General features: G+C 65.5%; 24 protein-coding genes and 1 tRNA gene. 5 read left to right on the top strand and 20 right to left on the bottom strand.

Annotated features, from left to right (window positions below; all coding sequences use genetic code 11):
• The first annotated feature begins 20 nt into the window (after positions 1 to 20).
• The 3 genes from DVU_RS12865 to DVU_RS12855 are packed head-to-tail and all read left to right on the top strand — an operon-like array spanning position 21 to position 2,599.
• Complete coding sequence (locus DVU_RS12865; protein WP_010940008.1) at positions 21 to 1,097, top strand: branched-chain amino acid ABC transporter permease; 1,077 nt, start codon at positions 21 to 23, stop codon at positions 1,095 to 1,097.
• A gap of 9 nt (positions 1,098 to 1,106) precedes the next feature.
• Positions 1,107 to 1,874, top strand: coding sequence for an ABC transporter ATP-binding protein (locus DVU_RS12860; protein ID WP_010940007.1), 768 nt, complete (start codon positions 1,107 to 1,109; stop codon positions 1,872 to 1,874).
• On the top strand, positions 1,874 to 2,599 hold the full coding sequence (locus DVU_RS12855; RefSeq protein WP_010940006.1) for an ABC transporter ATP-binding protein: 726 nt from the start codon (positions 1,874 to 1,876) through the stop codon (positions 2,597 to 2,599). The genes DVU_RS12860 and DVU_RS12855 overlap by 1 nt, the downstream gene beginning before the upstream one ends.
• A 477-nt stretch (positions 2,600 to 3,076) precedes the next feature.
• On the opposite strand, the gene DVU_RS12850 is transcribed toward DVU_RS12855, so the two are convergent.
• The 6 genes from DVU_RS12850 to DVU_RS12825 all read right to left on the bottom strand — a co-directional run bounded on the left by DVU_RS12850 (position 3,077) and on the right by DVU_RS12825 (position 13,484).
• On the bottom strand, positions 3,077 to 6,265 hold the full coding sequence (locus DVU_RS12850) for a PEP/pyruvate-binding domain-containing protein (RefSeq protein ID WP_014524560.1): 3,189 nt from the start codon (positions 6,263 to 6,265) through the stop codon (positions 3,077 to 3,079).
• Positions 6,266 to 6,572: 307 nt separating this feature from the next.
• Positions 6,573 to 8,954 (bottom strand): Cache 3/Cache 2 fusion domain-containing protein, encoded by a 2,382-nt coding sequence (locus DVU_RS12845; protein ID WP_223295107.1) that lies wholly within the window; start codon positions 8,952 to 8,954, stop codon positions 6,573 to 6,575.
• A gap of 261 nt (positions 8,955 to 9,215) precedes the next feature.
• Positions 9,216 to 9,980: an RNA methyltransferase gene (locus tag DVU_RS12840; RefSeq protein WP_010940003.1), complete on the bottom strand. Its 765-nt coding sequence runs from the start codon at positions 9,978 to 9,980 to the stop codon at positions 9,216 to 9,218.
• Between the two features lie 333 nt (positions 9,981 to 10,313).
• A complete protein-coding gene (locus DVU_RS12835; RefSeq protein WP_010940002.1) occupies positions 10,314 to 10,823 on the bottom strand; it encodes a DUF456 domain-containing protein in 510 nt (169 codons plus the stop codon).
• A gap of 181 nt (positions 10,824 to 11,004) precedes the next feature.
• Positions 11,005 to 12,303 carry a phenylacetate--CoA ligase gene (locus tag DVU_RS12830; RefSeq protein WP_010940001.1) on the bottom strand — a complete coding sequence of 433 codons (1,299 nt, stop codon included), beginning with the start codon at positions 12,301 to 12,303 and terminating at the stop codon, positions 11,005 to 11,007.
• Positions 12,304 to 12,413: 110 nt separating this feature from the next.
• Positions 12,414 to 13,484, bottom strand: a complete 1,071-nt coding sequence (locus tag DVU_RS12825; RefSeq protein ID WP_010940672.1) for a DUF1786 family protein — start codon at positions 13,482 to 13,484, stop codon at positions 12,414 to 12,416.
• 331 nt (positions 13,485 to 13,815) lie between these two features.
• Here DVU_RS12825 and DVU_RS12820 point away from each other — a divergent pair.
• A tRNA-Leu gene (locus tag DVU_RS12820) sits at positions 13,816 to 13,902 on the top strand.
• Between the two features lie 283 nt (positions 13,903 to 14,185).
• Here the strand turns inward: DVU_RS12820 and DVU_RS12815 are convergent.
• The 7 genes from DVU_RS12815 to DVU_RS12785 all read right to left on the bottom strand — a co-directional run bounded on the left by DVU_RS12815 (position 14,186) and on the right by DVU_RS12785 (position 18,949).
• A complete protein-coding gene (locus DVU_RS12815; RefSeq protein WP_010940000.1) occupies positions 14,186 to 14,935 on the bottom strand; it encodes a DNA-methyltransferase in 750 nt (249 codons plus the stop codon).
• The gene (locus tag DVU_RS12810) at positions 14,908 to 15,108 is read right to left on the bottom strand and encodes a Com family DNA-binding transcriptional regulator (RefSeq protein ID WP_010939999.1); all 201 of its coding nucleotides are present in this window, start codon (positions 15,106 to 15,108) and stop codon (positions 14,908 to 14,910) included. The genes DVU_RS12815 and DVU_RS12810 overlap by 28 nt, the downstream gene beginning before the upstream one ends.
• A 300-nt stretch (positions 15,109 to 15,408) precedes the next feature.
• The gene (locus DVU_RS12805; protein WP_010939998.1) at positions 15,409 to 15,948 is read right to left on the bottom strand and encodes a tail assembly protein; all 540 of its coding nucleotides are present in this window, start codon (positions 15,946 to 15,948) and stop codon (positions 15,409 to 15,411) included.
• A 9-nt stretch (positions 15,949 to 15,957) separates the two neighbouring features.
• Entirely contained in the window at positions 15,958 to 16,848 is an 891-nt protein-coding gene (locus DVU_RS12800; RefSeq protein ID WP_010939997.1) for a tail protein, read from the bottom strand.
• Between the two features lie 83 nt (positions 16,849 to 16,931).
• Positions 16,932 to 17,525 carry a YmfQ family protein gene (locus tag DVU_RS12795; protein ID WP_010939996.1) on the bottom strand — a complete coding sequence of 198 codons (594 nt, stop codon included), beginning with the start codon at positions 17,523 to 17,525 and terminating at the stop codon, positions 16,932 to 16,934.
• A complete protein-coding gene (locus tag DVU_RS12790; RefSeq protein WP_010939995.1) occupies positions 17,522 to 18,583 on the bottom strand; it encodes a baseplate J/gp47 family protein in 1,062 nt (353 codons plus the stop codon). The genes DVU_RS12795 and DVU_RS12790 overlap by 4 nt, the downstream gene beginning before the upstream one ends.
• Before the next feature lie 9 nt (positions 18,584 to 18,592).
• Positions 18,593 to 18,949 carry a phage GP46 family protein gene (locus DVU_RS12785; RefSeq protein WP_010939994.1) on the bottom strand — a complete coding sequence of 119 codons (357 nt, stop codon included), beginning with the start codon at positions 18,947 to 18,949 and terminating at the stop codon, positions 18,593 to 18,595.
• 72 nt (positions 18,950 to 19,021) lie between these two features.
• Between DVU_RS12785 and DVU_RS12780 the strand changes: the two genes are divergently transcribed.
• Positions 19,022 to 19,471, top strand: coding sequence for a hypothetical protein (locus tag DVU_RS12780; RefSeq protein ID WP_010939993.1), 450 nt, complete (start codon positions 19,022 to 19,024; stop codon positions 19,469 to 19,471).
• Here DVU_RS12780 and DVU_RS12775 read toward each other — a convergent pair.
• The 7 genes from DVU_RS12775 to DVU_RS12750 all read right to left on the bottom strand — a co-directional run bounded on the left by DVU_RS12775 (position 19,410) and on the right by DVU_RS12750 (position 25,537).
• Positions 19,410 to 20,036 carry a phage baseplate assembly protein V gene (locus tag DVU_RS12775; RefSeq protein WP_010939992.1) on the bottom strand — a complete coding sequence of 209 codons (627 nt, stop codon included), beginning with the start codon at positions 20,034 to 20,036 and terminating at the stop codon, positions 19,410 to 19,412. The genes DVU_RS12780 and DVU_RS12775 overlap by 62 nt on opposite strands.
• Positions 20,033 to 21,187, bottom strand: a complete 1,155-nt coding sequence (locus DVU_RS12770) for a phage baseplate assembly protein (RefSeq protein WP_014524558.1) — start codon at positions 21,185 to 21,187, stop codon at positions 20,033 to 20,035. Before DVU_RS12770 ends, DVU_RS12775 begins: the two co-directional genes overlap by 4 nt.
• Positions 21,177 to 22,517, bottom strand: coding sequence for a DNA circularization protein (locus DVU_RS12765; RefSeq protein ID WP_010939990.1), 1,341 nt, complete (start codon positions 22,515 to 22,517; stop codon positions 21,177 to 21,179). The genes DVU_RS12770 and DVU_RS12765 overlap by 11 nt, the downstream gene beginning before the upstream one ends.
• A 19-nt stretch (positions 22,518 to 22,536) precedes the next feature.
• Positions 22,537 to 24,477, bottom strand: a complete 1,941-nt coding sequence (locus DVU_RS12760) for a phage tail tape measure protein (protein ID WP_010939989.1) — start codon at positions 24,475 to 24,477, stop codon at positions 22,537 to 22,539.
• Positions 24,478 to 24,480: 3 nt separating this feature from the next.
• Positions 24,481 to 24,615 (bottom strand): hypothetical protein, encoded by a 135-nt coding sequence (locus DVU_RS16960; RefSeq protein WP_263053355.1) that lies wholly within the window; start codon positions 24,613 to 24,615, stop codon positions 24,481 to 24,483.
• Positions 24,616 to 24,635: 20 nt separating this feature from the next.
• Positions 24,636 to 24,965 carry a hypothetical protein gene (locus tag DVU_RS12755; RefSeq protein ID WP_010939988.1) on the bottom strand — a complete coding sequence of 110 codons (330 nt, stop codon included), beginning with the start codon at positions 24,963 to 24,965 and terminating at the stop codon, positions 24,636 to 24,638.
• A 197-nt stretch (positions 24,966 to 25,162) separates the two neighbouring features.
• The gene (locus tag DVU_RS12750; protein WP_010939987.1) at positions 25,163 to 25,537 is read right to left on the bottom strand and encodes a hypothetical protein; all 375 of its coding nucleotides are present in this window, start codon (positions 25,535 to 25,537) and stop codon (positions 25,163 to 25,165) included.
• Positions 25,538 to 25,624: the final 87 nt, after the last annotated feature.

Here is a 25,624-nt window from a genome sequence, read left to right as displayed (position 1 = left end):
CTCACCCGACGGGATACGACATGCGCAACTACACCCTCAACATCGTGCTCGCGGCCCTCTGCCTGCTGGTGGTGGGCCTGTCGCAGTTCGGCGTGCTCGACCAGTACTCCGAGACGGTGTTGATGTTCATCGGCATCAACATCATATTCGCCGCCAGCCTCAACATCGTGAACGGCTACATGGGCGAGTTCTCGTGCGGTCATGCCGGGTTCATGTGCGTCGGGGCCTATGTCTCGTCGCTGCTTTCCGTGACGCTGTTCACCAACAACAAGCTGCTCGGGGCCGCGTTGCTCCCCCCTGAGCTCGCACCGCTGCTGTTCCCCGTGGTCATCGCCATCGGGGGCTTCGTGGCGGCGGGCTTCGGCCTGCTGGTGGCCCTGCCCTCGTTCCGCACCCGTGGCGACTATCTCGCCATCATCACCATCGCGGCCAACTACATCGTCATCTCGCTCATCGAGAACCTCGAGTTCATCGGAGGGCCGCGCGGTTTTCATGGCATGAAGAAGGTCATCAACGGTATGCGCGACCTCGCAGACATACCGTGGATGCTCATCTGGGTGCTTCTGGGAACGCTGTTCTCACTGTGGCTGCTGCGCCGCCTTGTGACCTCGACCTACGGCAAGGGCATCTCCGCCGTATGTCAGGACGAGGTCGCGGCGGAAATCATGAGCGTCGACACCAACCACATCAAGCTGACGGCCTTCATGGTCTCCTCCGGTCTTGCCGGGGTGGCGGGGGGGCTGTACGCGCACATCTTCGGTTACGTGAACCCGCAGGCCTTCAACATCCTCAAGTCCACCGAAGGGCTGGTGATGGTCTACCTTGGCGGCATGGCCTCGCTTTCGGGGTCGGTGATGTCCGCCATCCTGTTCACGCTGCTCATCGAGTCGTTGCGGTTCGTCATTCCCGGTCTCGATTCGGTACTGCACAGCGTTGGGCTGCTCCCCGACGGGTATGAGCTGAGCCAGATATGGAAGTGGGTCATCATCCCGCTCATCCTCATTCTGCTCATGCAGTTCAGACCGGAGGGCATCATGGGCAACCGCGAGTTGTCCGACGTCTTCCCGAAACTGCGCCGCTGGTACACGCTCAAATAGGGGGAGGTCATGGCACTACTTGAAATCAAGGGACTGACGCAGCGCTTCGGCGGGTTGCAGGCGGTCTCCGACTTCAACATCGAGCTGGAAGCGGGTGAACTGGCGGGGCTCATCGGCCCCAACGGTGCGGGCAAGACCACGGTGTTCAACCTCACCTCGGGGTTCTATACGCCCACGGAAGGTTCCATCACCTTCGACGGCACTCCCACACGCGGCCTGCGTCCACATCAGGTGACGGCGCTCGGCATCGCCCGTACGTTCCAGAACATCCGTCTCTGGCACGACCTGTCGGTGCTCGACAACATCCGCATCGCACAGCATCACCGCCTGGGGTACACCCTGTGGGATGCCTTCCTGCGTACCCGGCGCTACACAGCAGGCGAGAAGGCCATCGACGCCATCGCCTGGGAGATGCTCGAGGCCATGGACCTCAAGGAGTATGCGAACGAGGTGCCCCGCAACCTGCCCTACGGCATGCAGCGCAGGGTCGAGATTGCACGCGCCATGTCCATGAAGCCCAAGCTGCTGCTGCTCGACGAGCCTGCGGCGGGCCTCAATTCCGTAGATGTGGATGGTCTTATCAGGCTCATTCGCTGGATTCACGACGAGTTCGACATCACCATCTGGATGATCGAACACCAGATGAAGGTGGTGATGTCGCTGTGCCAGCGCATCAAGGTCATCGACTTCGGCAGCACCATTGCCGACGGCACCCCGGAGACGATCCAGACGAATCCGGTGGTCATCAAGGCCTATCTGGGGGACGATACAATCTGATGCTGCTCTCCATAGACAACCTCAAGGTCAGGTACGGCAACATCGAGGCCTTGCACGGCCTCACGTTCCACGTGAACGAGGGTGAGATCGTCACCCTTATCGGAGCCAACGGCGCCGGAAAGTCCACGACGCTCAAGTCCATCATGCGTCTGCCTCCGCCGGAGGCACCGCGGGTCTCGGCTGGCGACATCACCTACAAGGGGCAGTCGCTGCTGAACGTCGAGCCGCATGATGTGGTACGCAAGCTGCGTATCGCCCTCGTACCGGAAGGGCGGCATATCTTCGGCAACCTTTCGGTGATGGAGAACCTGATGCTGGCGACCTACTCGCGCGGGAGCGACCCCGCCATCGGGAAGGACCTCGACCGCATCTTCGACCTCTTTCCGCGACTTGCCGAACGGCGCGACCAGCGCAGCGACACCCTCTCAGGTGGTGAGCAGCAGATGCTTGCCGTGGGGCGCGCGCTGATGACCAACTGTGAACTGCTGCTGCTTGATGAACCGTCGATGGGCCTTGCGCCGCTGCTCATGTACGAGATGTTCCGCACGCTCAAGCAACTCAACCGTGAAGGGCTGACCATCGTGGTTGTCGAACAGAACGCCCGACTCGCCTTGCAGGTCGCCGACCGTGGCTATGTGCTGGACACCGGCGAGATTGTGGCCGAGGGAAGCAGCGAGCAACTTGCCAGCGACCCGGAGGTCAAGAAGGCGTATCTCGGCGGATAGTCTCTGCTGACGGCAGCCTTTCGGGATGTGATGTCCGGCAGTATGCTGCCGGGTGGCTTCGAGACATTCTGGCTGCCTGCTGCGTGATGGCGTTTTGCCGAATGGCGTAATGAATCGGAAAAGTCGGAGGCGGGTTTGGCCCGCCTCCTTTCGTTTCCATGGCGTTAGCTGCCTGAAGGCGAGAGGTGGATGCAACGAACACCACCCGCAATGCAGGTGGAGTCGATTCGGATGACCTCGTCATGCGACAAACGTCGGGTCAGGGTTTGCCGCAGGCCTTGCGTCGCTGGTGCATGATGTGCGGGGCGCGATGCGTCGCGGACCGGCGTGGGACCAACCGGCGCACTGCCCGGGTGGTACGGGGCGGCGGGCAGGGCATCGCAGCGGCAATAACGGACAGGACTCCACCGCAAGGCGGGTGGGTTCCCTCAAGGCATCGGACGGAGACCACTCTGGCGGCCGGAGGCGTACCTGACGTCACTGCATGATAGGGTGGGCAAGGCCCAGTGCGGGTTCGACCGTGAAGTCGCGGAAGAGGGTCACAGAGTCCCCTTTGGTCCAGAGTCCGGCGTAGCCGTAGGGCGTGATGCGCAGAACCGTTTCAAAGAGCGGCACCCCGTCCAGAAGGCAGCGCACTGTCTTGCCGCAGATGTCCACACCAAGTTCGGCCCATGTGCCGCTGCGGATGCGGACGTCGACCCGCTCAAGGCGTACCCGTCTGCTGTTCACGAATTCGAAGAGAATGACGTTGTTCTCGACGGCGTTGAGTCGCAGCACGAAGTAGTTGCCCGCGTTGCGGATGCCGAAGGCGAGCCCGCCCGCCCTGTCCATGCGTCCGCCTTCAGGACGGACATGCAGACGCAGGCTGCCATCGGCCATGCGGCTTTCCTGACAGATGGCGAGCGGAAAGTGGAAGAAGGTCTCCACCCTGTCCAGTGCCTCCTGATAGCGCGGGCCGAACATGCGGGCGAACACGGCGGAGGACTCGCCTCCCACGCTACGCCCCCATTCGGAACCGTCCTGCCGGATACAGCGGACGTCGTCGCACTGCTCCATGCTCCAGTTGCCCGTGTCGGTGTAGAAGCCCTCTATCTGGCGCGGGCGTGCCGTGCCGAGAAAGTCGTAGTTGCCGTCGAAGAACATGCTCACCATGCGTTCCACGTCGGCCCCGTTGCCGATGGTCATGTCCAGCAGCCGTGCTGCGGCCAGCAGTCGTCCGGTCTGGTCGAGAAGTTCCTGCTGCGCGTCGCCATCCAGCCCGGTGAGGGTGGCTTCGAGCATGTCGCCCCTGATGTCCACCCCGAAGCCAAGTCGTTGCAGGACCGACGCGAGAAACGAGACGCGTAGCGACCGCCCGAAATAGCTGCCTGCGCCGCCCGCGAACTTGAGGACGACATGGTTCTGGCTTGGCCTGTCACTGCACAGGGCGTCTATGTTTGCGTAATGGTAACCGAACTTCGCCGAGATGTTCATGTAGTCGCGTGAGACGACGGCGAAGCTGTCACCGCCGAGGTTCTCGCTGTCTGCCGTCGCCGCTGAAGCCATGACCGAAAGCAGGCTGTGGGCGTTGAGTGCCACGCCGCCCTGCCACGAGATGCCGGGATGCGTCAGCCCGTCGAGGAGGGCGCGCATGGGAACGCTGCGCACATGGGCCGTCTCGACACGTTCGCACGAGGTAAGCCCGTCATCAAGCCCGCCACCGAGGTCGATGCAGTAGAGCATGATGGGGATACCGAGATGCAGACGCACGGCGCGGGTCACGTCAAGAGAGTCGTCACACAGGCCGAACATCTCGCGCATGGCGTTCTCGTGCGCGAAGCGGATGATGTCGTGCACAGAGGCGCAATGCGCCGGGTCGAATTCCGGTGAGCGCGGGTCGAGAAGGTGCAGCGGCGAGACGAGGTCGAGAACGCGGCGCAACTTGTGGTGCGCGGGCGAGTCGAAGAATGGCTTGCGGGCGGGGGCCGTGCGGCTGGCAAGTTCGTCCACGGTGCCTTCGTAGACAGAGGTCGTATCGGCATCGAGGGTCACCGTGGCCCCGTGGGTGAGGCGCATGGTGGCATCGCGTGTGTCGAACAGTGCGGGAATGCCGAATTCGCGGGCCACGGATGCCAGATGGCTGGCCCCGCTGCCCACGTCGGTGACGATGCCGCGCACCCGGCCCATGAGTCCCGCATAGTCGGGCGACGCGGTGCGGGCAACGAGAATGGCCCCCGCGGGAACATGGTCGGGGTTGTTCCCCAAGGCGTTGTAGACCACGCCCGAAGCCGCCCCGGGAGAGGCGACGCGACCGCGGGTGATGAGTCGGGGGTGCCCGGTGTACTCGACTGCGGTCTGCGGCCGATGGGCGCTGACGAGTCCGAGAGGCCGCGATTGCAGGATGAAGAGGTCACCGTCGGGGGCGACGGCCCATTCGATGTCCTGCGGGCACTTGAAATACTCTTCAAGCCGTATGCCATAGCCATGCAGCCGTTGCACGATGGCGTCGTCGATGGCGGGCCGGGTGCGTTCTTCGGCCGTCGCCGCTTCAAGGCTGATGCCACCGTCGGGAAGGCAGACAAGGCGATGTGTCTTCTCGGTGAGTTCGGTGTTGCGCAGGTCGCCTGTGGCCCTGTCCACATGGAAGACGTCGGCACTGCCTTCACCCCCGGCGAGAAGTTCGCCAAGGCCAAGCAGGGCAGCCACCTTGAGGCTGCCAGAGTCCGGCGCGGAGGGGTCGACCGTGTAGATGACGCCGCTGGCACGCGAACGCACCATGGTGATGCCCGCAACGCACATGGGCGTATCGCGGTCTTCGAGACCGTAGCTGAGACGGTAGAGGATGGCGCGGGGCGAGTACTTGCTGGCGAGCACTTCCCTGTACGCGGTGAGGATGTCGGCGGCGGTGACGTTGAGCACCGTGACGTACTGCCCCGCGAACGACGCCTCGGTGTCTTCGCCCACGGCGCTGCTGCGCATGGCCACATGCACACCGGGATGGGTGGCGGCCTCAAGGGCACGGTAGGCATCGAGAATGGCGTCCGACAGCGACGCGGGGACGGGGGCATGGAGCACCATGTCGCGGATTTCGGCACTCACGCGTTCCAGCATCACGGGGTCGTCACCCGGTCTCGCGGTGGCGGCACATCGTGACAGGGCCTGTGCGATGCGCTCACCCAGTGCGTTCTCCTCGATGAACCGCTCGAAACCCCGTGCGGTGACGACGAACCCCGGCGGGGTGGGAATGCCGAGGACATTCCGCATGGTGGCGAGGTTGGTCGACTTGGTGCCGCAGGCCGATGCCATGTCGGGCGTCACATCCGCAAGTGAAAGCACCGGAGGTACGCAGGGGGCAGGGGTTGCCGCCGAGAGGATGACCCCGGTCTCTTCGTTCAGGCGGGCGAGTACGTCGTGAAGTGCGGGGTAGCGTCCCCCGGTGAGCCGGTCGAGGTCGCCAAGAAGATTGTCCGTGGCCTCCAGAAGTTCATTGAGGTGGCGGCGGGCTTCGGGCAGGCTGTAGGCCCCCTGGTGATAGAGCCCCTCAAGGTCGGCCACGGCGGAGAGGGCACGGTGATTGTCGTGCAAGAAATCTTTGAAGTGCCTGTATTTTCTTGCTGCGGCACCTTCTTCGGCATGAAGCAGGTCGCATGTGTTGCGGCCTCGGGTCAGAAAATCGAAGAACGACATGCCGTTCCGCCGTTGTTCGTCCGGCTGGCAAACGCCGGACGGGTGCGCGCACCGGCCTTGCGCACCTTATCCGACTCTCGCCCAGCCGCGCATGCCCGTCAAGGTGTCAGCGGACAGAGGGCGTGCGATATCGGCGAAGGACACGTGATGCCCGTGCAGAAGTGCAGAGGATGGGGAAGGCCAAGGGGCGCAGGTCTGGTACAGCGCATTGCCTTCCGCATCCTTCACAGACTGAAAATCTTCGCCGTACGCAGAAAGGGGTCGCCATGGCGACCCCTTTCTGATGTCCGGTGCGTGTACGCGCGCGTCAGGCGTTCTCGCTGGTGCCTGTGCGTATCTGTTCGATGAGCCCGCCAAGGTCGCCCGCAAGCCGCGTGAGTTGCTGCACGGCGTCGCTGGAACGGTTCATGGTCTGCGCCGTGACTTCGGCGATGGCGGTGATTTCCTCGGTGGCGCGGCTTATCTGTTCGCTGGCTGCGGACTGCTGTTCCGAGGCCGTGGCGATGCCGCGCACCTGGTCGGCGGTGTCGTCCACCATCTTGACGATGGACGACAGTGCCTCACCGGAACGGGTGGTGAGCATGTTGGATGCCACCACCGCTTCGACGGCGTTGGAGGTCGCTTCCATGCTGTTGCGGGCGCCCGTCTGGATGTTGCGGATGGCCTGCCCCACTTCGCGTGTGGCGTTCATGGTCTTCTCGGCCAGCTTGCGCACCTCGTCGGCGACGACGGCGAAGCCACGGCCCGCATCACCCGCACGGGCCGCTTCGATGGCGGCGTTGAGGGCGAGAAGGTTGGTCTGGTCGGCGATGTCCTCGATGACCTGCATGATGTGACCTATGCCTTCCGCTTCGGTGGCAAGCCCCTGCATGCTCTGTTGCAGTTCGAGGGCCATCTCGCGGACTGCCTCGATGGCTTCGACCACGTCACCCACGAGGCGTGCGCCTTCGTCGGCCTTCTTTCGGGCATTCTCTGCGTTCTCGGCGGCATGTCCGGCACTCTGGGCCACTTCAAGCACCGTGGCGTTCATCTGTTCCATGGCAGTGGCCGTTTCGGTGGTGCGGGCACGTTGCACGTCGCTGCCGTTGCTGGCCTCGCGAACCTGTGCTGCCAGTTCGTTGGCGGCGGCGTTGAGGTCGCGGGCGATGCCATCGGCCTCGGTCGCCACTTCGGCCATGGCGTCGCGCTGCGCCTCGATGCGCTGCTGCTGTTGCCTGAGGGCGGTGATGTCGGCGTAGATGGTGAACGAACCGATGAGGCTGCCGTCGAGGTCGGACAGGGGGGCCACATCCACGAGAGTGTGCACGGTCTCGCCCTTCGATGTGGTGAGGTCGACCTCGATGTTGCGCAGGGCGCATCCTTCGCGCAGGCAACGGGCGGTGGCCATGTCTTCCTTGGTCTGACCGTAGACGAGAATGTCGAGGGGCTTGCCCGTCCAGTCAGCGGGGGTGCCGGGGCGTTGCAGCAGGTCGATGAGGGCCGTGTTGGTGTGGATGACCTTGGCATCTGTGTCGCAGACGGCGAAGGGAAGCGTCATGCCGTTCAGCACGCCCTGCGTGAGGCCCAGTTTGGTCTTCATCTCGGCGACCATGCCGTTGACCGCACCGATGGTGCGCCCGATGGCGTCGTCGGCAGGGTAGTCCATGCGTGCGGAGAAGTCCCCCGCTGAGACGGCGGCGGCGTAGGCGGAGAGGCGCTGCATGGGGCGTGTGACCTCACGAACCAGCAGAAGTACGAAGAAGGAGGCGATGGCAACGGCCACCACGGCGCATCCGGCGGCCCACATGCGCACGTCGGCATCAGCCCCGCGCAGCATCTCGTCATGGGTCATGGCGACGCCGAAGCGCAGCTTCCACGGTGCGTACTCGAAGAGGTAGCCGACCTTGGAACCGTTGTACTCCCATTCGACGAAGCCGTTGCGGGTCTCCATCAGGCGTTTGCCGTAGCTGTCGTCGTTGACGTTGGTGCCGACCCGGGTGGGATGCGCGAGGCGCTTGCCCGTCTCGTCGAGGATGAAGGTATATCCGGCACCGCCGACCTTGGCACCTGCGAACATCTCGGTGAAGGAGGGCTGGAGAAGCGGCACGCCCGCGAAGAGGGCGATGGTGAACTGACCGCGTGCGTCGCGGATGGGGCGATAGTGGGTGAGGAAGGGCTGCCCCACCACATTGGCGACGCCCACATATTCCTGCCCCTTCTCGATGGCCTGATACACCGGGCTTTCTGCGGGGATGTAGGTGCCGATGGCGGGCTTGCCGTCAGCGGTATGCACCGTGGTGGCGACGCGGACGAGTTTTCCCGGCACCTTGACGAATATGGTGCACTCCGACCCGGTGACGCGCTTCTGCCTGCCCACGAACGAGAATGGCGAGAAACTCTGGAGCATGCCGTCAGATTCGAGGGCGAGGCCCGGCAGGCGAAGTTTCTCCTGTGCGCCCGTGGCCTGATTGGTCACGGTGGTCTCCATGCCCGACTCGTCGTCCAGCACGAAGCTGCCCTGTCCCACCAGCGCCGTGGTGAGATACTCCATGTTGGTCTGTAGCTGTGCCCTGACCTGCTGGTCCTGCATGGCTACGGAACGTTCCATGGTGTCCATGAAGCTGGCGAGGTTCTCGTGTCCGAAATCCTCAAGTTCGGCCTGCATCCGCCATGAGAGGATGAGACCGACGAAAACGGCCGTGCTGGCCACGACACCCAGCACACCAATGAACATTTTAGTGTTGATTTTCAATGAACTGCCAAGACTCAAGGTGCACCTCCCCGGATTGTGGCGTCCTTGCGTTGCATTGACTCTGGACTGAGGCGGCGGCAGAGCGGATGGCAGCACGACTCTACCGGCGTCCAGTCTGTGACAACCCGGCAAGTGTGCCACGTTCCTGAAGGGGATGCAAGTATGGTGGCTTGCGACCCGATAACGGCGGGCCTGTTATCGATGGTGGCTATGCGGTGGCTACGAGGCGGGCGAGTCGGGTCTGTTCCTGTCGCGTGCGAGGGTGGCGACGCGCCGCACCTGACGGCACACGCCCATCAGCATGTCGAATTCGTGGCGTCGCAACCCGGCTTTGCCCATGAAGCGGCGCACCGGCATCATGAAGTAGTCGGGGTTGTCATGGCGCAGGAAATCGATGTCCAGCAACATGTCGCGTAGTGTCGCCAGCAGCAGTTCGTTCTCGTCTTGTGTTATGCGACGCGATTCCGGCCCGGGGCCGGGGCGGAAGGGGTGGGCCAGCGAGGCCTTGTGACACTCATAGAGGACGATGAGCGAGGCCTGCGCCACGTTGAGGGACGAAGCCTCGGGCGCGGTGGGGATGGTCAGCAGGCGGGTGCAGTGCTCGATTTCGTCATTGTTCAGCCCCCTGTCCTCGGGCCCCAGCAGCAGGGCCACCCGTTCGCCGTCGGCGAGGGAGGCGGCCATCTCCGGCCCGGCCTTCTCGGGGGTGAGAATCTCGCGCCGCCAGCCGCCCGTGCGTGCCGTCGTCCCCCATACCGCCGTGCAGTCGGCCACGGCCTCTGAAAGGGTTCCGACCACCTTCACCCTTTCCAGCAAGGGTTCACCCTTGGCGGTGGCGAGGGGGCGCGCCTTGTCTATCTCCCATCGCTCGGGGTCTACCAGTACGATGTCCTGTGCGCCCATGTTGACGCAGGCGCGGGCCACCATGCCCACGTTCTCCGGGAATCGGGTCTTGACCATGACGACGGTGAGTCCGGGCAGCATCGCGTTCTCCTTGCAGCGAGTCATCAGGCGCGACCTGCGCCCGGTGGCGGAGATAGCATCTCGTGCCGCAGACGCCAAGTGACGTCGTGCCGGATATGCCTCGCGCATGAGGGCGTGATGCCGCCCCGGGAACGTGTGGGCAGGGTTGCAGTTGCGGTGCCTGTGGGGCGAGTGAAGGCCCGGTGCCGTGTTCAGGTGCGGCGGGCCCCCCGCCCGTCTGCCCGACCGCCCGTCCGCCTGTCTGCCCGTCCGGCCGGGGGGCGATGACGCCAACGTCAACTCGGGCGGGTGGCTGCCCCATGGGGACGCAGGAGGGCTGTGCCTGTCGTTCGTCTAGCCGGGCCAGATGCGCGGGGCGGCGTAGATGACCATGCCCGCACCGATGCCGGTCTTGAGCACCAGCCCGAGGAAGCGGCCCATCATGGCCCCCTTGGCGGCCTGTGCAGCTTCGGTGCGTGACCTGCCGTGCCCGATTTCCAGCAGGTAGCACCCGGCCCATGCGCCAGCCAGCGCCCCGAAGAGCGCCCCGAGGCCGAACAGGAAGGGTGCGCCCAGCAGGGCGCCCGCTATGGCTCCGATGATGCCGCCGAGGTTGCCCTTCCCCGTGGACCCGTAGCGCTTCGCCCCCACGGTCTGCGTCAGGAATTCCAGCACTTCGCCCACCAGTGCGGCCCCGATGACGATGGCGAAGAACATGGTGTCCATCCCGGTGGGGGCGGGATGCAGCAGCTTCCACAGCCCTAGCAGCGCCAGCACGACCCAGTTGGCGGGCAGGGAGAGCACGTTGAGGGTGAGAGCGCCCGCAAGCAGGGCGATGAACACGGCGGCAATGGCGAACTCCATGTGGGGGAGCCTCCGTCATGGTTCTGGGTGTGGAGAAGGAGGGGGCGTCAGGTCGGTGAGGGGCCTGATGCCACGCAGGGCGGAAACGTCATGTACTCTTCCGGGGATGGGCACCTCGGAGCCACCCCGTTCCGGCGAATGGGGTGCGGCGTGATGCCGCACCCCCGTGTATCGTCTTCGGTCAGGGCTTCTCGCGCAGGTCGAGCACTCGCTGCGCCTTGCCTTCGGCCTTGGGCAGGCTGTTGTTCTGGACGAGTTCCACGCGCGGCGTGACCAGTATCTCGTCCTTGAGGCGGCGGGCGATGGCCTTCTGCAGGCCCTGCAACACGCGCATGTCTTCGACGAACGCCTCGTCGCGCAGTTCGACCTTGACCTTGATCTGGTCGATGAACTCTTCTCGCTCCAGCACGATGAGGTAGTTCTGGCCCACTTCCGGGAAGGCCATGAGCACCTGTTCAATCTGCATGGGGTAGATGTTCACGCCCTTGATGATGAGCATGTCGTCGGCGCGGCCCACCATGCGGTCTAGCCGGCGGTGCACGCGCCCGCAGGGGCATTCGCCGGGCAGGAAGCGGGTGAGGTCGCGGGTGCGGTAGCGCAGCACGGGCATGCCCCGGCGGCACAGGGTGGTCATGACCAGTTCGCCCACCTCGCCGTCGGGCACGGGCTCGCCCGTGGCGGGGTCGATGATCTCGGCGATGTAGGCATCCTCCCACACATGCATGCCGTTCTGCTCGGTACATTCGAAGGCCACGCCCGGCCCGTTCATCTCCGACAGGCCGTAGGAGTTGAAGGCCTTGAGGCCCAGCATCTCCTCGATGCGACGGCGGGCCTCTTCGGTGTGGGGTTCCGCACCGATGACGGCGATGCGTGGCGGCAGGGCGTGCGGGTCTTCACCGCCTTCCTCGACGGCGGCGGCGAGATACAGCGCGTAGGAGGGGATGATGTGGACGACGCTGGTGCGGAAGTCACGCATGAGCTTGACCTGCCGCTTGGTGTTGCCCGGTCCGGCGGGGATGGTGAGGCAGCCGAGGCGTTCCGCACCGTAGTGCAGGCCAAGCCCCCCGGTGAACAGCCCGTAGCCCGTCATGTTCTGGAACACGTCGTCGCGGCGTACGCCCACCATGTGCAGGCAGCGCGCCATGAGGTCGGCCCATGCGTTGAGGTCTGACTGCGTGTGGTAGACCACCGTGGGTGAACCGGTGGTGCCGCTTGAGGCGTGCATGCGCACCATCTCGGTGCGCGGTACGCAGTTGAGCCCGTCGGGATACTGGTTGCGGAGGTCGTCCTTGGTGGTGAAGGGAATGCGGCGCAGGTCGTCGAGGCTGCGTATCGAATCGGGGGTGATGCCCGCCTTGCGGAGGGTGGCGCCATAGAAGGAGGAGCGCATGGCCTGTTCCACGGTGTTGCGCAGTCTCACCAGTTGTGCCTGTCGGATTTCGTCGCGGTTCCATGTCTCTGCGATGTCGAAGAACTCCATGACTCCCTTCCCCGGGGCGCAAGGCCCCGTCCTGCCTGTGGGCCCGTGGCCCGTGTATATGCGGTTGCGCCTCCGGGGCGCTTGTCCTCGTCGTATGCGGTTATGGTGGGCTATGCCGTGGTTTCGCGGGCTGCCAGTCCGTGCAGCAGGCCGTGGCATCCGGCCAGCATCATGTCGCCGTAGGGGGCGATGAACTGCCCGTGGCCCTGAAGCAGGTTGCGGCGCGGGCCGATGACGAACGTGGGGCGGAAGCCTTCCGATTCGGGGGCGATATCGGGGGCGAAGATGCAACCGTGCCCCCCTGCGGCGCGCACCTGTTCGTCGGGCAGCCAGCACATGCGGAATTCGTGCAGGTCGTGCAGCAGGCTTTCACGGTCGTGCATCCCGGTGTGGTGTTCATAGATGCCCACCACACGTTCGCGGAAGACGAGAAAGGCGATGATGTGGCTGTTGCCCACGTTGACGACGGTGATGCCCTCGCGGTGGCTGCGTGCCGCCACCTCGGGCATGGAGAGGGCCCCCAGCACGGCGGCTGCGCCCGTGTCCGCGACGGGGCCGCCCCCGATGGCGTCCTGCAATGCTGCAAGGCGCGTGCAGGGCTGCGGGGGGGTGTCGTGGACGAGGCGTGCCGGGTCGCCCCCTTCCTGGGTGACGAAGCTGCGCCACATGCCGAAACGGCCTATGCGGTTGCCTTCGACCGGGTGCACGCCGTGGTCTTGTGCGGCCGCAACCACCAGTGCCGGGGCGGGCAGCCCCGCCACGGCGGCGAGGGCGCGCCAGTAGCCGGGTTCGTAGTCCGCAAGCATGACGGGAACGGAACCTGACGGTGGACGTTCGGTGATGGAGACGCCCATGGCGGTCACACGGGCTGGGTCGTCATGCAGGGCCATGGCGGCCGCAGGGTGCGCTGCCACGGACAGCCCGGCTTCGATGTGCTGCATGACGGCGCGTGCGAATCCGCCCCCCATGTTGGTGCCGTGCAGCCACACGGGACGGCGTGCTGCCGTGGCGGCGGCGATGCGCCCCGCGACGGCGCGCGCCGGTGCGGGAAGGACGAGGCGAGGCCAGTTTTCAGGCTCAAGGCCGGGCAGGGCCAGCAGCACGTCCTGCGTGCCGCTGCCGATGTCGAGACAGAGAACGGGGCCGATGCGGTCGAGAAGGGCGGATGCGGAATGGGTCATGCTGTCCTGCCTGAAATGAAGATTCCGGCGTGCCGGAGGGTTGGCGGTATACGAAGGGCGGGTGGCGTTCGTGCGGTGCGTCGCCCGCGAAGCACTCTGCCCACAGCACGAAGGCATACAGGGAAAGCGCTGCCCCCGGCAAGCCATGACGCCTTGCCGCAGGGGGACTGCCTGCGGCGGCCGTTTCATGGGAAAGGCTGCCACAGGGACGTGAAGGGTACAATCCGCGTGGCTGTAGGGTTCGTGCGCATGCTGCAAGAAAAAAACAGGAAAAGTGCAAAAAAAGACTTGCAAGCTTCTCGGCGTTGGGGCTATACGGTGCTTCCCCGACGCCGAGGTGGTGGAATTGGTAGACACGCTATCTTGAGGGGGTAGTGGGAGAAATCCCGTGAGGGTTCGAGTCCCTCCCTCGGCACCATTCGGACGCATAAGGCTGGCAGCAATGTCAGCCTTTTCGTTTGTCTTCTGCTTGGCGGTGCACGGCGCCGTCGTCACAGGCTTCCTGCCACTGCATGTCTTCCTCGCAAAGGTCGAAGCACCGACCGTGTCCTTGTTGTCGCATGGCGAGGGCACGTGGCGCTGTCCCAGTGCTTGTGCGTGTACGCGCGCGAACGCTTTGACATTGTGTAGCGGGCGAATTGGCACAAGAAATTACAGCAAAAGCCCCCGGTAGGATGGTCTGCCGGGGGCTTCGTTTTGGGCTAGTTTTGGGCCATGTTTTGGGCGACCTCGGCGAGGCGGTTTGATGCCCTTGCATGGTACTCGGCGGAAAGCTCGATTCCGACGAATCGTCTGCCCGTATTAAGGCAGGCAACGCCGGTGCTTCCACTGCCTGCGAAGGGGTCGAGCACGAGGGCATCCGGCCCCGGTGCTGTCACGGCCAGCAGGTCTTCAAGCAGCGCCACCGGTTTTTCGGTAAGGTGGGTCTTCCGCGCGGCATTGACGCTATGCCGGTACACCCCCGGAGGGCAGGTGCGCGTATGCATGGTTGGCTTTCCCTTGCTTCCGGTGATGACGTACTCGGCGTCGCGCTTGAAGTCGCCAAGGCTGGGCCGCGCGCTGGGCTTGTGCCATGTCACCACTCCGCGCCACATCCACCCCGCGGCCTGAAGGGCATCGGTCATGGCTGGCAATTGCCGCCAGTCCGTGAAGACCATGATGCGCGCCCCGTCTTTCGCCACCCGCCAGCATTCCGAGAGCCACAGCGTCGCCCACAGGGTGAAGCTGCGCTGGTCGCGGTTGTCTCCGAGCATGGCGGGATAGGTGCGCTTGGTGTTGCTCTGCTGATACTTCTGCGCCGGGTCAACCTGACGGGCCGCCATGGTGATGCCTCCGCTGGAATACGGCGGGTCGGTGAGCACCGTATCCACTGCCCCCGTAGGCAAGGTGCGCAGCACGGTGAGGGCTTCTCCCTGAATCAGGGTCACGCGTTCTTCATCTGTTGTGTACAAGGTCCGCTCCTGTCAGAGGCTCGCGGGCCTTCGGCGTCGGGGGACATGCCCCTCACATGGTTCAGGGTGCCGCATCGGGGGCACTTGATGGTCAGGTCTAGGGCTTCGCCTTTGGCGAGGAGGCGGTGGCAATGGCCACACCGCACTTCGCGTCTGTTGTCGTGTTCCTTCATGGTTATGGGTGGTTGTATTGCCCGTTAGCGTCTGCTAGCTTGCTTGGCACCCCTGTACAGGGCCAAGGAGCAGCGGAACGAACCGGCGGGTTGCCGCCTGCCGGGGGCCGTGGTCCAGCGTTCCAGCGCTGGGCCAGTGGGGGCGCTGTTACGCCCCCGCCTGTTCCTCCCAATTCGTATTATCTGTTCCGTAGTGCTGTTCGTGGGCCATGTCGCCCATAAATCCAGCCTGTGTTTATGGTTGACACTTTTCCTCGCAAGCCCCTTCAGCTGTGCCCCCCCACGCTGGAGGGGCTTCACTTACACCGGATAGCTCACCACCACGGCCATGACCGCTTCCGCCGTCGTTGCGGCTTCGACCTGTGCTTCAAGCTCTGCCCGGCGCGCGGCAAGCTTCTGCCGGGCGTAGTCCAGCCCGGTGGGGTCGGTGGTGGCCAGCAGTGCCGCCTCAACAGCCACCACCGTGGGCGTGGGGTCGGAGATGGCGACCACTCCCGCGAGGGCGGCATCATGCCCGGCGGTAATCTCCGCACGCTTTGCGGCCTTGGTGTCCGCCAGCGGCACTTCAGGGGCGGTAGTGCTCCACCCGGCAGGAAGCGGCCCAAGGTCGCGCACGGTGTGGGGCTGTCCTTCGACGTAACCCGCCTTGCCCCGGTGGTCTTCAATGTGTTCCCAAATGTCCCCCGCAAGGTTCAGCACACAGGCGAACCCTTCGCGCTGTGCCGGGGGCTGTAGCGTCGTGGCGTCGGCGGGCAAGGCCACCCACTCGTTCGGGGGCGTCCAGTCGACGGTCTTCAGGTATTCACGGGTGCGGGCATCATAGGTGTGAATCGTAGGCATAGGGTGCTCCTAGACGAGGACGAGGTACAGGGTGGCGATGTTGCGGGTGCGGTTTTCGCTGGCGGTGGGGACGACGCGAGAAGCGTCGAAGGTAAAGTCGCATGTAGGCCCGGTACTGCTGCCCGCAGAACGATTGGATGGAGTGGTAACGGTAAAGGCTCCTGAAGCAGTCCCGGCAACAACTGCCGTAATCGACCCCATTGAGCCGACAATATTCCTGATGGCATCGCCCTGCGCACTACCCAGCACGCGCCCCGCATCGACGCCGCGCCCGTGGTCCCAACCGCGCGCGAACTCTCCGCGTCTATCCTGCAACCGGATGTGGTCGCCGGTGGCGTCGCGCACACCGGAGGCGTTGCAGCGATACCACGCCGGAGCGGTTGCATTCTTCGCAGCCCCGCACCACTTGCGCAGGAGGCGAGGCCACGCCGTAAGACTGACGATGGCCCCGTTAAGTTCGATACCGAGTGGCTTTCCGTCCGTCAGGTTGGGAATGGTCTCGCACTCCCACTCCACGATGCAGCCCGCGAACGTGTCGCGCATCATTGCCGTCAGGTCAGTAGTCCCCACGGCGTCCTTCAGTTGCTTCGGCGTCACATAGCGTTCGCCATCCGTTCCGGCCTGCGCTTCGGCATCGGTGGCGCGTTCCACCAGCCCCGCCTGTTCCGTGGTGGCCAGCGGTGCGGCCCGGTCGGTTATCATCTTGATGATGGCGGCCTTCAACTGGTCGTGCCTCGCCTTGTCCAGCGTGAGGCCCGCGCCCTCGATGACGCCCGAAAGCTCTTCCTGCACGGCGTTCAGCCAGTCCGCGCTGACCATGGTGGCGGGCAAGGGTATGGTGGGGTCGCCTTCGGTGAAGCGGTGGTCCGGCGTGGCGTCGGGTGTGTCTATGCGGTGCATGTGCCCTCCTTGCCGTCCCTTGCCCGGCCATCGTCACGGGCGGGGGCGGCGTTAGCGTTCTGACGTTCGGTGTGCATCGAAGGTTAGCCGTGCGTGGCGGTGGCGAGGCGCGGCCCGTAGGCGAACAGCACCACGGTATGGGCCGGGGCCAGACGGCGGATGGCGCATTCCAGCACCTCGTCACCCCAGAAGGCCAAGGGTTCGCCCGCCGCGCTTCGTCCCGCCCGGAAGCGGTGCGTGGTGACGGCGGGGGCCTGAAGCGTCCACGCCCATTGCCAGTCGCCGTTGGTCAGGGCGTCGCCCGCCCGCGAACCGGCCCGGAACGGCACATGCTCGCGGATGGTGACGGCGTAGCCAAGCATGGCGGCAAGCCGCACGAAGTACCCGCGCGAGATGCCGCCCTGTTCCTGCACGGCCACGGCCAGCGCGCTTATGCGCTCCTGCAAGGTGCGCCCCTCGCGGGCGCACGGGTCTGGCAGGCCGTAGACGCGCTCCCAGTCTTCCATCCATTCCTGCGCCCGGAAGGGGTTGATGCCCATGACGGCCCGCACCGAAAGGGCCAGCGCCGCGTCCAGCGTCATGCCTTCGGCGTCCAGCGCGGCGGCAAGGCGCGGGCCTGACGGGTCGTAACTGACGGGCGGCAGCAGGCTGCGCAGCAAGGTGGCGTGGCCCGTCACATGGCCTCCACGGTGACGGTGCCAAGGCGCGGCCATTCCACGCGGGAGGCGTCCACCACGGCCTGCACGTTGGCGGACGGGGCCGTCAGGTCGCGGTCTGCCACGCCGGGGATGCCGGAGATGATGGCCTCAAGCCGCGAACGCACCACCTGCCCGCCCGGTTCATAGCCGCCGAAGTGTGCGGCCAGCGCCTCGCGCACCTGTGTGGTGACCACGGGCAACGTGGTGCCCGCAAGGCGCACCCGCACGCGCACGTCCACCGCCAAGGGGGTGGGCGCAAGCACCCGCGCGTCTTTGCAGGCCACGGGCCGACGTTCGTCGATGCGGGCCTGTGCCGCCGCCAGAAGTTCCGGTGTGGGCAGGCCGCCCGCCGAAAGCACGGCCACGTCTACGGTGCCCAAGCCCCGGCGCAGGGGGTAGACCCATGCCCCGGTGACGCCCGGCACCTCCAAGGCCCACCGCTTGTAGTCGTAACGGTTGCCGCCGCCGGGCGGGTTGCGGAAGTGGAACAGCAGGCGTTCCAGCAGTTCGGCGTCTGTCTCCGTGTCGGTGCCGCCCGTGAGGGCAAGGCTTGCGGTGGACTGCACGCCGGGCGGCGGTGCCGTTAAAAGCACGGTCTCTGCCGTGTAGTCCGGCATGGCCCCTGCCACGGAGGCCTCGCACGGCGCGCTGGCCGTGCCGTTCTCGGCCAGTGTCACGGTGGCCGTGGTGCGGAAGGTGGCCCCGGTGGCAATGTGCCGCGCCTCTGTGCCCGCAGGCACCGCCGCGCCCGGCGTTCCCGTCAGGGTGAGGGTGCCCGTGGCCTTGGTGGCGGGCTTGCGGGTGATGCCGCGCAGGGCCGCGTGGGATTCGAGGTAGGCGGTGTCTGCCGTGTCGGGCAGAATCTGGCGGGCCATCCATAGCTGGTGCTGATACAGGCCATAGACGGCAGAGGCCGTGCTGGATGCGCGGATGAAGGCGTCGCTGTCCGGGCCTGTGTCGGCATCGGGCAGCAGGTTCTTCACGTCGCGCAAGATGGCGGCGCGTATCTCCTCGAAGGTGGGGATGATGTACGGCATGGCTTGCCCCTAGGCCACACGCACCGGATGCGTGTAGGTCTGTTGCTGGCCCGTGGCGTCTGTGACGGTGACATGCAGGATGCAGCGGCCGTCGTGCGGCTGGGCTGCGGTGACAGTGACGGCGCGGGCGCGTCCGTCCGTGAGAAGCGGGGCAAGGGCCTGTTCCGCGTACTGTGCGGCAAGGCGGCGGATGCGGGGCACGTCTTTCTCTCGCGCCAGTTCATGCAGGCGCGACCCCAAGGCGGTGTCGCCCCACCATGAACCAAGGGGCGTCATGAGGCGAAGATAGACGGCGTTGGCTAGACTGGCGATGCGTTCGCCCGTATAGTCTCCCCGTAAGGTGTCTATGGCTGCGTCGGTTCCCATGCCGCCACTCTAGTGGCGGATGGGGAGGAAGACAGATGGAAGGGGTTCAGTGTTTGATCATGGAGTGTGCCTGTGCAAACTGAATATAAAATTATCAAAGAGAAGGCTATCAAAGGAAACCATCAGCTACGCCAAAAGGCAGAAACGTATGAAAATAAAGATTTAAGAGAAATGTCTAGTAATGATATGAAAATAGAACATAATGAAAAAACAACATCCTTTTCTTCTTTGTTAAATGTAGTGGCAAATGGTGCAATACTATGCTTACTTATTGTCGGATGCTTGATTGTGATATCAAACGTCTATGTAATTGTGGAGATGAAGCCGCATCAGTGGTGGAACAGCACTAACAGCAGTGGTGGGCTTATAGCCCTCGGTGAGAGCGTAGTCTCTGGTGCGATATGTGTTGCCATAGGATTGTTCTTTGTGAAGCTCGATTTCTTCCTGTCCACCTTCAGCCTTATAAAGATTCTCCAGTCGTCCCGCCCGAATCCCCCGGATGGCGGTGATGACGCAAGCTGATGCCCCCGGCGACGTGGTCTCCCTGTGAGGTCACGTCGCCTGTCGTTTGCAGGTCGGCGTCGAGTCTTGCCTGTGCCTTCAGCCCGCCCATGCCGCCAATGGCAACCGAAGGCGAGGTGAAGGCGGTGCCCTCGGTGGCGGTGGCCTGCCAGCGCTTGGTGTCCATCGTGATGGATTCCTTGGCGGCCACCCGGAAGTGGTCGCAATCCACCTCCACAATCTTCTCCTTCTTCAGGGTTATCTTCGCGCCCCACTGGTTATAGATGCACACCTCGCCGCCTTGCAGGGCCTGCACCCGGTAGGCCCCGTTCTCTGTGGCCACCACCACGCTATGGGCCGTCTTGCCGCCTAGGGGCAGGACGATGCACTGGGTGCCTTCGGGCGGGGCGGAGGTGAAGCCGAAGTGCTGGAACAGTTCGGACGCCTGCACCTGTTCGCCTGCCAGCCCCCCGGCCTGCGCCAACTGGACGCCGGGCGTGGTGTCCAGCCCGGTGAGGCGGGCGCGGAACGCCTGCCGGATGGTGGCCAACGTCCGGGCTATGGCCCGGTTCACCTGCTGCATCATAGGTCGACCACCTCCATGGCTGTCTCGCCATCTTGCTTCTTGCGCTTGCGGCGCTTGCCCACGTCGGGCAGCCACACGCCGTCCTCCTTCAGCGTCAGTTCCGTCACCTGCCCCCGGTCGCGGCCGCCCATGAACGTGCGCCGGGTGAGGAAGAACACGCCGTCGATGCCGTGCGGTTCTGACAGCACCCGCACCCGCTGGCCGGGTTGCCACAGCACGCCATCGCCCGTGGGGCCGCTGGCCCGGTGCCCGCGCACGGTGGCCCGCATCTCGAAGGCGGCCAGTCTGCCGTCGGCAAGCAGCTTGCGTGCCCGGCGGCGGGCCATGTCGGCGGTGTCGCATTCCGCCTCTACCACAACGCGGGGGCGGTGCCACTGCGCCGTGGTGTCGCGGGCTATGGCGCGCAGGGCGTTGGCCCCTTCGGCGTCTTCGGTGCCGTGACTCTGGCCAAGCACCGTCACCTCGGAGAAGCGTTCTTCCACGCCGTCGCGCACGGAGAGGGCCAGCACGTTGTTCTGCGTGCCGTCCATGCGCAGCACGAGGCCGCCCACGGGGGGCGCGGTGTAGTCGGGGCCTCCCACCACCAAGGTGCCGTCAGGGGTGAACCACGGCCACATGCCGTTGGCCTCTGCCACCTGTTGCAGGGCGTCCCATGCGGTCATGCCCGGTTCGATGGCCACCTTCTCGTGCCCGGCAGTGTGCCCGGTCGCATGTCCGGCACCGGGGGCCACGCGCACCCGCGCAATGCCCAAGGGCCGCACGATGTGCGCCACGGCCTCTGCCACGCTCACCTGCCGTGAGGTGAAGATGGGCGCGGAACAGTCCACCAAGACGGCGGCCCCGTCGCGCCCGCTGATGGCAAGGGAAAGCTCACCCTTGCGGATGGTGCGTTCCACCCTGTCGATGCGGCCCGAAAGCACCACCTCGCCGCCCACGGCCAGTTGCACCGGCTCCCACGGGCGCACCGTGGCCGGAACGGCGTCGGCGGGGATGCCAAGCGTGACGCGCCATGCGTCCGCCGGGGTCATGAGGTCGCTGTCCACTTCATAGCTCGTCCAGTCGCGGTGCTCGCGTCCGCCCACCATGAGGGTGACGGCCTGCCGTGCGTCGCCTGCGGGCATGGTCTCGTCGGGCCTGCGGTCACTGGGCATGGATGAGCAACTCCTGTCCTTGGGCGATGAAGTTGGGATTGCGCAGGGCCGGGTTCAGCCGGGCCAGTTCGGCGGCGCGGCGATGGTCGCCGTACAGGCGGTGCGCCAGAAGGTGCAGGTTGCAGGGCCACGGCACGGCGTACCGCACCAAGGGCGGACGGGCCGCCAGCACCAAGGCCCCAAGCTGCTGCACTGCAAGGGCGGCATCGCGCAGGGCCTCCACCACGGGGTGCGATTCGTGGGGCGGCAGCACGGCGCGGCTGGCGTCCATGGCGTCTTGCAGGCGGTCGCGCACGTTGCCCACCACGGCTTCGACCTCGTGCGGGGTCAGCGTGGGGGTCTCGGTCTCCGCTTCAAGCAGGGTGGCGGCCTCGCCCGCCAAGAGCGCCGTCTGGGCCACTTCGGCGTGAGCGGCGGCATGGGCCGTGGCGGCACCCTGTGCGCTGGAGAGGTCGGCTACCGGGGCAGGACGCCCGGGCCGGGGGGCCTCGTCACCGGGCACCACGGGCGAAGGCTCGGCAAGGCCGGATGCCGGGCCGGTGAGCACGGCCCCCGCGTAGGCGCTGGTGCCCACGGGGTAGGCCCGCCCGCGTCCACCCGTGAGGCTGCGGCCTTGGAAGGTCTGCGACAGGCGTTGCCAGTTGCCGAAGCCCTGCACGGGGCGGAACGGCCCGGCGGCCATGTCCTGCGCGGCGTCGAGGTCTGCAAGGTAGGCGGTGGGGAAGTCCAGATAGCTGACCGACGCCCGCAGTGCGCCGTGGGTTGCGTCGTAGTCGTCCAGCCCCTGATGCAGCGTATCCAGCACGCACACACGTTCGGCAAGGCTGTAGCCCTTGGCGGTGCTCTCAAGCCAGCGGGCGAAGCTGCGGCCGCTGGATTCCTTGCCACGCGCGGTGGCGTCTTCCACGCGCAGGCCCGCGTCCTGCGCGGTGGCACGGCGGCCCCCGGCGGCAAGGAAGGGGTTGTCGGGTTCGGCTTCGACGAATTCGAGCGTGACTTCGGCGTGGTCGGGCTGTTCCGCGTCGTGGGTCACGTCATACGGCCCGGCGCATACGGTGACGGAACCGAAGACGGGGTGGATGAGTTCGCCCTTGCCGGGCTTCTCAAGTGCCTCAAGCAGGGCTGCAAGCCCGGCCGCGTAGTGCGGGCCGTAGAAGACCGCCGTGATGCTGATGCGCCGGGCCTTGCGGCCCATGTCTTCTATCTCTGCCCCGGTGCGGTAGGGGTATTCGTGTTCCACGAGGGCGCGTTCGCCGTGGTCGCGGGTGCGTACCACCTCGAAACGGGCACCCCTGAAGCTGGCGTCCAGCAGGTCGTCCTTCCATGACATGGCGTTGTTCCCCTGTGCTTTAACGACGTGCGGCGTCGCGCCCATTCACCTCATTCACGGCGCGGGCCAGTTCGCGGCCGTCCACCTGCACCACGCTCTCGACGCGCACGGTGGATTCGTCCTTGAAGATGAGGTCGCCAAGCTTCTGGCCCAGCATGTCGCCAAGCCAGCCACCCGCCATGCCCCCCAGCACACCGCCAATGGCCGTGCCCACCACGGGGACAACGGACCCCAGCGCCGCGCCCACGGCGGTGCCCGCCATCGTGCCCACTGCACCGCCTGCCGTGCCCATGTGGGCCGCGTTCTTCTCGGCCCGGCTCATGTCGCTGGATTCGGTCATGACGGCGTTCACCCCCGCCCCGGCCAAGGCCAGCAGGCCGCCAGCCTTCGCCCCGGCCTTGAACGCGCCCGCGCGTCCGGTGGCGGAACCTGCCGCGCCCGCTTCGGGCTTGATGAACCGGCCGTGTTCATCGCGGGGCCTGCCCACGCCACCAGCCCCGCCGCGCCCCATGAGCACACCCGCCCCGCCATAGGCGGCAGCGGCCGCCGCCATGACACCTATGGCGGTAGAGGCTTCCATCGCCACGGTGGTCAGCTTGGGGAACTGGCTGGCAAGGCCGGTGGCCCCGGCCACGGCCCCGTCCAGTGCGGGCTTCACGTCTGCCAGCATCCGCGAGCGGGCTGACTCCACCTCGTTCTTCGCCTGCTGTAGCTTGAAGTCGGACGTGTTCGACATGACGGCGAAGGAGGTATCCACCGCGCCGTGGGCTTCGCCAAGCTGGCCCTTGACCTCGGCGATGCGCTGCTTCTGCGTCAGCATGGCGGCGAGGGCCAGCGACGCCTCGCGGTCCTGCACCACCTTGCCTATGGCGGAACCCTGCAACAGGTCGGCCGCCTGTTCCATGAGGGCCATCTTCTCGCCGTCCTTGGCCGTGGCCATCTGCGCCTTGATGGACTGGAAGCGCTTGTCCTTGCCCACCACCTGCCGTTCGACCAGTTCCACGAAGGCATCCAGCGGCAACTGGCCGTTGGCGGTGGCCTTGGCCAGCGTGCCGTGCAGGTCGATGCCCTGCTTCTTGAAGTCCAGTGCGGTGTCGGCACTGGTGACCTTGCCAAGCAGGTTGAACAGGGCGTTGCCTGCCTGGTCGTTGGTGCCGGTGACGACGGAGACGCCCTGCAACGAGGCGAGGATGGCCTCGTAACCCGCCATGCCCTTCATGCCCTTGGCGTTGGCCATGATTTGCGGCAGCCAGCGGGCCATGTCCTTCAGTTCGAACTGTCCGGCCTCGCCCGCCTTCACCGCCTTGTCGATGGCCTCGCCCACCTGCGCCTCGGTGAAGAAGCCCTGTTCCATGCCCTTCATCACCACTTGGGCCAGCTCGTTCACGTCCGCACCGGAGGCGGTGGCGGCCTTCTGCAACTGCGGCAGAAGGTTCGTGGCCGTGTCGGACTTCATGCCCATGGCCAGCATGGTGTTCAGGGCATCGGCGGCCTGTTCGCGCGAACCGCCGCCCACGTCGGTGGCGCGCTTCACGGCGGCGTCCAGTTCCTTCATGCCCGCCATGCGCCCGGCGGCGTCCCGGTCGTTGAAGGCCACGTTGGCCATGCTGGCCAGTTTCGATTCGTAGCTTATGGCCGGGGCCAAGGCGCGGCCTGCGACGTAGCCGCCCGCCATGGCACCGGCCCCGACGCCACCGGCCGCCTTCATGACCTCGGAGGCCGTGCCGCCCATGCGCTTCAGGCCACGCATGGCAGCGGTGGCCGCCTGTTCCACGCGCTTCAGCCCCTGCACCATGCCGTTGAAGTTGACCCGGCCAAGGGCTGCCGTGTTACGGCCGAGGGCCGAGGCCGCCGTGGAGGCTCCCCCGGCGGCCCGGCGCACGTCCTCAAGGGCGCGGGTGGCCCGTGCGCCCATCTGGTCGCGCAGTTGCAGGCGCAGTTGCAGGGCCATGTCTCCCATGCGCTATCTCCCCTTCAGCCTTCGGTTGACGAAGCGTTGCCCTCCGGTGGAGGTGCGGCCCGTCAGAAGGTCGATGTAGCTTTGCAGTTCAGGCACGGTCAGGCTGCGTATGTCCGCAAGGCTGAAACCGTGACGCACTAGGGCCAGTTCCGCCGCTCTCAACTGCCGGAGCTCTCGCTCTCGGCCAGCAGCTTTTTTCTGATGCTGGCCTCCACATCGGCGAAGCGGCCGTATTCCACGTCGGCAAGGCCTGCCAGAAGGCTGGCGTCGATGGCCTCGGCAGGCAGGGTGCCAAGGCGGGTGATGGTGCGTGCCCATACATGACGGCTGACACGCGCCTGACAGGCCCCTTCGCCCGCATCGGCTATGGCCTCTTCGATGTCCTCCAGCGTGGGAAGGCGCATCTCGAAGTCCTTGTGGCAGGTGCCTGCCTCGTCGCGGTAGCCGATGGCCAGCGTGCCCTTGCCGGTGGCGTTCTTCATGCTCATGGTCTGTGCTCCTCGCTATTCTACAACCTTGTCCATGGCCGCCAGCGTCACGTCGACCTTGGCCTCGTTGTCTGACCAGATGACGGCCCTTCAGGTTTCGCCTTCAGGGCCTGTGCCGCCCTTGGGGAAGCAAGCTTCCCTTGCGGGCTTGCGCCGTCTGCGACGGCTGGACAACGCGGCGTGCGCCGGGGCGTGTCCTATTCTACAACCTTGTCCATGGCCGCCAGTGTCACATCCACTTTCGCCTCGTTGTCCACGTTGTACTTGTCGGCGTCATCGAGGGCGACGCAATCAAGGTACGACGTGCGTTTGCCGCCGGGCGTCACCGGGTAGATGGTCAGCTTTGCGCCCACGATGCTGTTCCAGTCCGGGCCGCCTTCCTTGGGCACGGGGGCGGATATCTTCAGCGTCCATTCGTGGACGCCTTCGGCATAGCCGCTGGGCCTGCCCTTGCGGTTCATGGTCTTCACCAGTTTGCGGCCTGACTTGTGGTCGATGTCTACCGATTCGACCTCGTATTCCTTGCCGTCCACTTCCAGCACGATTGCGCCGAGGTATTCCTTCAGGGCCATGGCATACTCCTACCCGTTACATTGTTGATGTCAGAGTATGGTATGTTAGAATATAACGTCACTCTATATGGAAGGAGTTCAGTATAT

The sequence above is a fragment of the Nitratidesulfovibrio vulgaris str. Hildenborough genome, assembly GCF_000195755.1.
In the GTDB taxonomy this organism is placed as follows: domain Bacteria; phylum Desulfobacterota; class Desulfovibrionia; order Desulfovibrionales; family Desulfovibrionaceae; genus Nitratidesulfovibrio; species Nitratidesulfovibrio vulgaris.
This window is presented reverse-complemented; position numbering and strand designations above follow the sequence as displayed.